Origin of the sequence: Succinatimonas hippei YIT 12066, from assembly GCF_000188195.1 — a bacterium.
Taxonomy (GTDB): Bacteria; Pseudomonadota; Gammaproteobacteria; order Enterobacterales; family Succinivibrionaceae; genus Succinatimonas; species Succinatimonas hippei.
This window is the reverse complement of the sequence record NZ_GL830962.1, coordinates 1-8,981: the sequence shown is the minus strand read 5'-3', so window position 1 is coordinate 8,981 and position 8,981 is coordinate 1. Positions and strand designations below refer to the sequence as shown.

General features: G+C 31.6%; 6 protein-coding genes. All 6 read left to right on the top strand.

Annotated elements, in window-relative coordinates; genetic code table 11:
- The first annotated feature begins 85 nt into the window (after window positions 1-85).
- The 6 genes from HMPREF9444_RS02375 (at window position 86) to HMPREF9444_RS02350 (ending at window position 8,915) form a co-directional block, all read left to right on the top strand.
- The gene (locus HMPREF9444_RS02375) at window positions 86-1,858 is read left to right on the top strand and encodes a class I SAM-dependent DNA methyltransferase (protein ID WP_009142735.1); all 1,773 of its coding nucleotides are present in this window, start codon (window positions 86-88) and stop codon (window positions 1,856-1,858) included.
- A 27-nt stretch (window positions 1,859-1,885) separates the two neighbouring features.
- A complete protein-coding gene (locus HMPREF9444_RS02370) occupies window positions 1,886-3,931 on the top strand; it encodes a DEAD/DEAH box helicase (RefSeq protein ID WP_009142734.1) in 2,046 nt (681 codons plus the stop codon).
- A 2-nt stretch (window positions 3,932-3,933) separates the two neighbouring features.
- Entirely contained in the window at window positions 3,934-5,244 is a 1,311-nt protein-coding gene (locus HMPREF9444_RS02365; protein ID WP_009142733.1) for a GIY-YIG nuclease family protein, read from the top strand.
- A 2-nt stretch (window positions 5,245-5,246) separates the two neighbouring features.
- Window positions 5,247-6,677: a transglycosylase domain-containing protein gene (locus tag HMPREF9444_RS02360; protein ID WP_148514321.1), complete on the top strand. Its 1,431-nt coding sequence runs from the start codon at window positions 5,247-5,249 to the stop codon at window positions 6,675-6,677.
- A gap of 102 nt (window positions 6,678-6,779) precedes the next feature.
- The gene (locus HMPREF9444_RS02355; RefSeq protein ID WP_009142731.1) at window positions 6,780-7,307 is read left to right on the top strand and encodes a hypothetical protein; all 528 of its coding nucleotides are present in this window, start codon (window positions 6,780-6,782) and stop codon (window positions 7,305-7,307) included.
- A gap of 159 nt (window positions 7,308-7,466) precedes the next feature.
- Window positions 7,467-8,915: an ATP-binding protein gene (locus HMPREF9444_RS02350; protein WP_040909111.1), complete on the top strand. Its 1,449-nt coding sequence runs from the start codon at window positions 7,467-7,469 to the stop codon at window positions 8,913-8,915.
- Window positions 8,916-8,981: the final 66 nt, after the last annotated feature.

Genomic DNA, 8,981 nt, shown 5'->3' with positions numbered 1-8,981 from the left:
GTGGATCGCTGATCTTTTTTAATTAGATTATTCAACATCAGAGGAAAACATTTTAAAGCTTATAAAGCCACTGTTTTTAGATGAATTGACTGCAGAATTTGATGGTATTGATAAAAACTATGTACAAGAATCAGTAAGAAAAAAGAAGTTTTTAGCGTTGCAGGACAAGATATCCTCGTTAAAGTTCTTAGATCCTGCCTGCGGTTGCGGTAACTTCTTAATTGTCTCCTATCGTGAGCTAAGGCGTCTTGAAAATAAGATTTTAGAGCAAGTTTTTACTGATGGTTTTCTTAATATTTCAGATGCCATTAAAGTAAATATCAATCAATTTTATGGTATTGAGATTGAAGATTGGCCGGCTGAAATTGCTCATCTTTCTATGTGGCTTATGGAACATGTGATGAATCAGGAGACCGCTTTAAAATTTGGACAGACTATTCCATCAATTCCGCTTAAGAGCTCTGCCACAATAAAACCTTGGAATGCTTTAACGATAGATTGGAATGAAGTTATAAAAGCAAAAGAGTGTGATTATATTTTGGGAAATCCTCCTTTTGGAGGCACTACTTATACAACAGAAGAGCAAAAAAAGTGGTTAAGAGATGTATATCCTCCAAAATACAAAGTTAATCTTGTTGATTTTGTTTCAGCATGGTTTGTAAAAGCTGCAGATTTCATGTTGGTCAACAAAAAAATAAAAGCAGCTTTTGTATCTACTAACTCTATATGTCAAGGAGTGCAAGTTATTACATTATGGGGATTATTATTCAATAGAGGAATTAGAATAAATTTTGCATATACTTCTTTCCCTTGGACCAATGCAGCTACAAATGCAGCAACTGTAACGTGCATTATTGTCGGTTTTTCATATGATGAAGTTAAAATTAAATATTTATATGAAATAAATAAAGATAATTTACTCTTAGCCAAAAGAGTTAAGAATATTTCGCCGTACTTGATTGAAGAAGAGTCTTTAACTATTGTTAACTCAGAGAAGGACGCTATTGGTTCAAAGTTTAATTTATGCAGGGGGGCTCAGCCAACAGACGGAGGAAATTTACTTTTATCATATGAAGAAGGTCAAAATTTAATTAATTCTTCACATCCTGCTGCAAAATTTCTTAAAAAGTTTGTCGGCAGCGATGAGTTAATTAATGGAGGGCATCGATATTGTTTGTGGTTAAAAGAGGAAGAACGTACTGAATGGGAACACATTCCCTATATTATGGAAAAGGTTAATGCTTGCAGAAAATATAGAGAAGAATCAAAACAGTCAGGTGACGCATATAAATTAAGGAATAAACCTTGGTCTTTTAGAGAACAGCAGAATCCCAAATCAGCAATTGTTGTGCCTAAAGTAAGCTCAAGTCGTCGTAATTATTTACCTATTGAAATGATTTATGATGATAAGACAATAGCTAGTGATTTATTATTTATAATTCCAGAAGGCGATTATATAACATTTTCAATAATTATTTCTCGCTTGCATATGGTTTGGATGAGGTTGACTTCAGGAAGATTGGGGACAGGTTATAGATATTCACGCGATTTAACTTATAACACATTTATTTGGCCTGATTTAACTGACGAGCAAAAAGTTCAATTAAAACAAAGCGCAAAGGATATTTTAAAATTCAGAATCAGCACTAAAAAATCATTGGCTGAACTTTATAACCCTGAAACAATGCCTGCAGAGTTGCTTGAACTACACCAACGCAATGATGCTTTAGTAGAGTCTTATTATAGAGATAAACCTTTTGCTTCTGATGAAGAAAGATTGTCTTTTTTGCTTGGTCTTTATAATCAGAAAGTTCAAGAGTTAGAAGCAAATAAGAAGTCATCAAAGAGTAAAAAATAAAATTTAGGTGATTGCGGAGCACTAGTTATGAGCGTAAGAGTTGAAAACATCGGCAATTATCAATTTGCAGCAAATGGCAGCAGCACAAATTCAAACAATATGGGAATGCGAGAAATGCAGGCACGTGCTTTTGCAAAACGCGATTCTCAATATCTTTTAATTAAAGCGCCTCCAGCTTGCGGAAAATCTCGTGCTCTGATGTTTTTGGCTCTTGATAAGCTTGTTCACCAAGGTATTAAAAAAGTTATTGTTGCTGTTCCGCAGATGGCAATTGGCTCAAGTTTTAAAGATACTGATTTAATTTCCCATGGTTTTTTTGCTAATTGGTATGTAAATCCAAAATATAACTTATGCGGACCTGACAGCGATCTCAGTAAATCTGAAAAGGTTCTTCAATTTTTAGATGATCCTAAAGAATCCTGTTTGCTGTGTGCCCATCCAACTTTAATTTATTTTTACGATAAACTTCAGGATAAATCAAAATTAGATAAAGCTCTGATTGCAATTGATGAGTTTCATCATGTGTCAGCGGATGCCGGTAATAGACTTGGCACAGTGATTAGGTCATTAATGCATGATACTGCTGCCCATATCATTGCCATGACTGGCTCTTATTTTAGAGGTGATAGTGTTCCGGTATTAGAAGCCAAGGATGAAGAGCAATTTGATAAAGTTACATATACTTATTATGAACAGCTTAATGGCTATAAATATTTAAAGTCATTGGGAATTAATTATGCTTTTTATACAGGGAGATGGACTGATGCGGTAGCTGAGGTCTTGGATACACATAAAAAAACAATTTTGCACATACCAAGTGTTAATTCATCTGAGTCAACAAAGGATAAATATAACGAAGTAGGTAATGTGTTTGACATAATCGGTGATGTAGAGTTTAGAGATCAAAAAACTGGAATTTATACATTAAAAACCAAAGATGGCCGATTATTAAAAGTTGCAGATTTAGTTACGGATGATGAGTGGCAAGGCATTACATTACAATCCTTACGTGAGGTTACAAAGCGTGATGATTTGGACATCATCATCGCTTTAGGCATGGCAAAGGAAGGCTTTGACTGGCCATGGTGCGAGGTTGCGCTGACTGTGGGGTATAGACGCTCTTTAACCGAAGTTGTTCAAATTATTGGGCGAGCTACTCGTGATTGTGAAGGTAAAAGTCATGCACAATTTATTAATTTGATAAGAAAGCCTGATGCCCTACAGGATGATGTTGCTGATTCTGTCAATAGTTTGCTTAAAGCAATTACTTTATCTTTATTGATGGAGCAGGTTTTAGTGCTAAATATTCATTTTAGGGCGGCTAGCGATCCTGCGGACAAAGATGATGAAAATGCTCCAACCATTGTTATTGATGATTCAGAATTGAATTTAAGTGATACTGGTAAAGAGATTTTAAAAGAAGGTATTTTTGATTTAACAGCTGATGTTTTAAACAGCGAAGACATAAAAAACGTTTTAGCTTGTGAACCTAATAGTCTTAACAATGAAAGAGTAAAAGAGATTATAAAATGCGTTTTAACAGAAAAATTTAAGGACGAATTATTACCTCAAGATATCGAGGCAATTTCGCAAGCTATAGTTATTGAGCTTAATAAAAAGGATATTTTTAATCCAAAGCCGTCTCAAAATACTACTAGGGGTGATGGTGAAAAAGGAGCGGAAAATATTGTAGATGCTCCTGCTCCTTTTGTTACTGAAGAGGGTGGTACTAACTTTGTTGACAGCAATCAGCATCGTTTTATGAATTTAGATGACCTTGATATCAATCTTATAATGCAGACCAACCCATTTATGGGGGCTTATGAATTTATATCAAAGGTTGTTGATGCTCCAACTTTAAAGAGAATTCAGGATATTGCCGTATCTTCTCGTGCTCATGTAACTGAGGAAGAGGCTTTGATTTTGTGGCCAAGCATTAAGACTTTTGCTGCAAGACATAATAGAGAGCCGGATGTGCATAGCAGTGATGATTATGAAAGAAGGCTTGGGGAAGTTTTAGCTTATATTAGAAATAGAAAAGCTCAAAGGCTTGCAGCAGAGCAAGAGGCATAGTAATGAAAATAGCTATAAAAAAAGAACAGCTTCCTCCATCGAGTTTTGATGAGCTTTTTGAAGATGATTCTTTGGGCCTATTGACCAATGTAAAGTTGAAAACCAGTAAAACAACAATTATTGAAAAAAAAGATGATTTTAAAGAATTAATTGATTTTATAAAAAAAGAAAAAAGACTGCCAAATGATGATTTTCCATCAGAATTAGCCCTTACAGTAGAGCTTGAAAGAGTACAAAATGAAGATCCTGATAAATATCAGCAATGTCTTGAGTTAGTGGGCAGTCATTTTGATACAACTTTAAAAAATAATGGATGTAACGAAAGTTGTACGAATAACTCTCAAGAAAAAATTAATGAAAAAAAGTTAAAATCTTTTGATGATATTTTTGCTGATGATTCTCTTGGGTTACTAAATGATGTTGGTCAAGAAATTGATTTAAGCTTTCATGGGACTAAAAGAGAATTTGTATCAAGATCAAGTTCTTCAGATGGTTCAATAGCACAACTTGTTGAGTGTAAAGATTTTTACAAGTACGAAAAAATCTTTGCAGATCTTAAAGATCTTCTGCGTAAAGGTGTCTTAGGTTTTGAGTCTGTTGTAAGCGGCAAAGCATGGGAAATAAATATTGGAGACATTTTTCTTGTAAACAATATTTATAGGTTGGTTGTTGATGAACATTCTGCTCGCTTTGTAACAGGACATCAGAAAGAACAAAGACGCGTAAGAATTATTCTTGATAATCACTTGGAGCATGAACCATTTGATCAATCGTTAAATCGTGAAGTTAGAAAGTTAAAGGTCTCAAAAAAGATTATTGCAAAAACTGCTGAAGGTGCAGGCTTTCTAAAGCAAGTTCAAGAGCATCTTCAGAATATTAGAGCAGGTGATGAATCAAATATCCATACCGGGTATATCTATATTTTACAGTCATGCAGCACAAATCCGGTAATTAGCGAATTTGTGCAATCAAGCAGCTTGGTAAAAATTGGTTTTTCTTCGACTTCTGTTGAAGAAAGAATAAAAAATGCCGAAAAAGAACCAACGTATCTTGAAGGTAAAGTAGATATAGTAAAGAAATATAAATGTTTTAATTTAGACCCTCATAAGCTTGAACGTTTAATACATGCTGTTTTAAATTCGCAAAGACTTAATGTTAAGTTAAAAGACCATGCAGGTAAACTATATCGCCCAAAAGAGTGGTTTACGGTAAGTCAAGCAACGGCTTGCGAGGTTGTAGAAAGAATTATTAATGGAACAATTAAACATTATAGATTAGATAATGTTAGAGGAAGATTGGTTTTAATAGACTAATTTTGAAAAATATTATGACTTTGAACTTCAGTAAAAATCCTGTTGATGATGTACAAAAAGATATATACATAAAAGAGTTAGAACAATCGTATCAAAAGAGTTATGAAAATGATAGAACATTAAGTGCTTTTAAAAATATTGTGGTGTTTGTTTCTATATGTTCTATCATAGGTTCAGCTGCAGTATCATTTTTTGCGGAAAATACCATATTTAATAAAAATGAACCATATTCAATTTTATATAAAAGATGGTTTATATTATTTATAAGCTTTTCGGTGTATTTTGTTTGGTGTATATTAGTTTGTGAAATTGCAAAATTACAAAAACAATCCATATTGTGCAAAAGAAAGATAGTCCTTCTGAGAGAGTTGTTAAATATAGATTACTCTGCTTATGATGTTTTACCCAAAAATGATGTATCAGGGGCAAAAAATCCTTTTTTAATAAGATACAGCCAAGAGATACCAGCATCATATAAAATGATTTTATTGATATCATGGTGTTTTAATTCTTTATTGTTATTTTATATATATTGTCTAAACAAATCTATGTTTGGATTATATTTGGCCATATCCATAATTCAGTTTTTGTCATTGATAATTTTGTATAAGAAAGGAATATTAGAACGCTATGAGAGCTTTTACTCAATAGTTGGTTGTATGTTGTCTCGTATTCTACATGTAAAAATAATTGAAACCTTTGAAAATACAATTCATTCTAATTTGACAGCATTAACAGAAGCAAAAAGGTTAAATCTAAATTTAGAAGATTATTATAAAATTTTGATAGCGATAGAAGATAAAAATTTCTATAAACATAAAGGAATTGATATAAAAAGAACTCTTGCAATTTTTATAAAATGTTTAATTCCAAATTGTGTATTAAAATCTTTATCAAGATTTACAAAAGACAAAAATAATTATTTATACAAAACTATTTATAAGATAACTCAAATAAAAGGAGGAGGATCAACAATTACTCAACAGTATTTTCGAAGTAATTTTATTATTGATTTTCATAAAAAATATAGACGAAAAATATTAGAATTATATTTTTCACGGTTTTGGATTAATTGTTTTTTTGACAAACAAACTCAATTAAATTTATACTTGGTATCTGTACGATTTGACAAAAATGTTATTGGAATAATTAGTGCGCACCAATATTTTTTTGGGAAGATTATTAGATATCCAACGAAATCTCAAATTTTTGTTTTGTTAGACCGTTTGTCTAATGTTAGTTCTACCATTCTTGCTGAAAATATTTTTTATAAACTTGAGTCTTTGTTTAGTATAAAATTAATTAATCAAGAAGATATTATTTCAATTTTATGTTGTTACAAAAATTTAATTAGTAATAATAAAATATTTGATCCAACTAATGATTTTTTAAAACTGGAAGAATTTTGTAATCGGTTAATATATAAAATATAATACCATATAAATGGAGGAATGAATAAATATATAACAAAATATATTTGTCATATGAATATATGTGATGCATGTCCTTGTAGATTTTTGCAATAGAGGGCTGAAATGTTTATTCGATTATATAATGTAATTAAAGAAAATTGTGATTACAATAGTTTAAAACCATTTTTATTATGTCTAGGAATAGCTATAGGTTTTACCTTTATATCTTTTGTCACACTTCTTATCATTGGAGATATTGAAAACATAGGTATAAACTTACAGCAGGAATATTTATCAGTATGTTTTACATTGATAGGTATTATTATCCCATCGTTTATTTTTTTAATACAACGAAGCTGTGCATTTGTGCAAAGAATTATACTTGAAATTAAAGAAAAAGAGCAACAAGTTATTCTTCAAAAGAAATTTTTGGCAAACTTTGTAGTTTGCTGTCTAATTGATATTTTGATTTTGATTTTAATAGGAATAATGGTACTATCCTCAATCTCTTATAATGATTGCATCTCTTTTAGACTATTTTTAATCGTTTCATTATTTGTATATGGTATTTCAATACTTGTTCAAAGTGTTTTGTTGGAGGTGTCAATCTTTTTAATAAATGTCAATATAAATGACAAAATTAATATTTAGTATAATTCTTTATTATATCAGTATAAACTAAAAATTTAACTTTAGGTTTCAGAATAGATTTTTATTCTTTAGTTTTTACTTATTTTTGACAACAAAAATCTGAAAAACCTAAGAAATATGCTTAATTTAGAAAATTTAGATTCTTTGCAAGGTGATTCTGTGGAAAATTTAGAAAAATTAGTTTTAGAGTTATGTAAATTACCAAATGAAACTCAGTGGGTTGAGTTTAAGCGTGATAATTATGATCCTAAAATGATTGGCCAAGATATTAGTGCATTAGCTAATAGTGCTGCTTTACAAGATAGAAGTTGTGCTTACATGCTATGGGGCATAGATGATAAGACCCATAGTCTTGTTGGTACTAAAAAAGCTTTGCAGAGCCTGAAAAAAGGAAATCAAGAGATAGAAAGTTGGTTGCGTAATTTATTATCCAGAAACGCAGACTTTGAATTTCATTCTGTATTAGTTAATGATAAAAATATTGGTGTTTTAGTTGTTTATAAGGCAGAACATGCTCCTGTAACCTTTGAAAAGACAGAGTATATTCGGATAGGAAGTTATACAAAAAGGTTAAATGATTATCCTGCAGTCCAAGTTCAGTTATGGGATAAAATTCGAAATGAAAAATTTGAGGAGCAATATGCTCTTATTGATTTAACTGAAGAAAATGCTGTTCGTAAATTAGATTATTCTGTTTATTTTGACAGGAAAAATATTCCAATTCCTTCAGATATGAAGGGTGTTGCTCACTATATGCTTGAAGAAGGTGCATTAGTCAAGCAGGACAATGGCCTTTTTGCTATTACAAATTTAGGTGCTATTGCTTTTGCAAAGGATTTTCATGATTTTCATAAAACCTATAGAAAAGCTTTGCGTGTAGTTAAGTATGAGGGAAAGAGTAAACTTGCTCTCTTAAAGGAAGAAACAAGAACAAAAGGTTATGCAGCAGACTTTGAAAATGCAATAAAGTTTATTGAAGCTTTGTTGCCATCACGAGAAGAGATCGTTGATGGAATTAGAAAATCTCATACTGCGTTCCCAAACATCGCAATTAGAGAGATTTTGGCAAATGCTTTAATTCATCAGGATTTTTCTATTTCAGGAGCTGGTCCATTAGTTGAAATTTTTGATAATAGAATTGAAGTTACAAATCCTGGAGTTCCCTTAGTTGATGTTAAAAGAATAATTGATAATCCTCCTCGTTCACGCAATGAGAAATTGGCTAATTTATTAAGATGTTTGCGTATTTGCGAGGAGTTGGGAACAGGGTGGGATAAAATTATTATTGCTTGTGAGCTTTATAATTTGCCGGCACCTATTATTGATGTTTATGAAGAAAGCACAAAGGTTACACTCTTTTCTCATAAAAGTTTTACAGATCTTTCTATAGAAGATAAATTATGGGCTTGCTATTTGCATTGTTGTATTAAATATGTACAGGGTGAGCAACTTTCAAATAAATCTTTAAGAGAGCGTTTTAGATTATCTGTTTCGTCTACAGCCTCTATTTCAAGATTAATTAGTTTGGCCGTAAACAAGCGCCTTATAAAACCTGCAGACCCTACGACTGCGCCTCGTTACATGAAATATATTCCATATTGGGCGTAGCTGTAGTTCGTTTTGCAGTGAGAATAAGAATGTCTAGCTATGTTTAACTTGCTGGTAACTTTCACC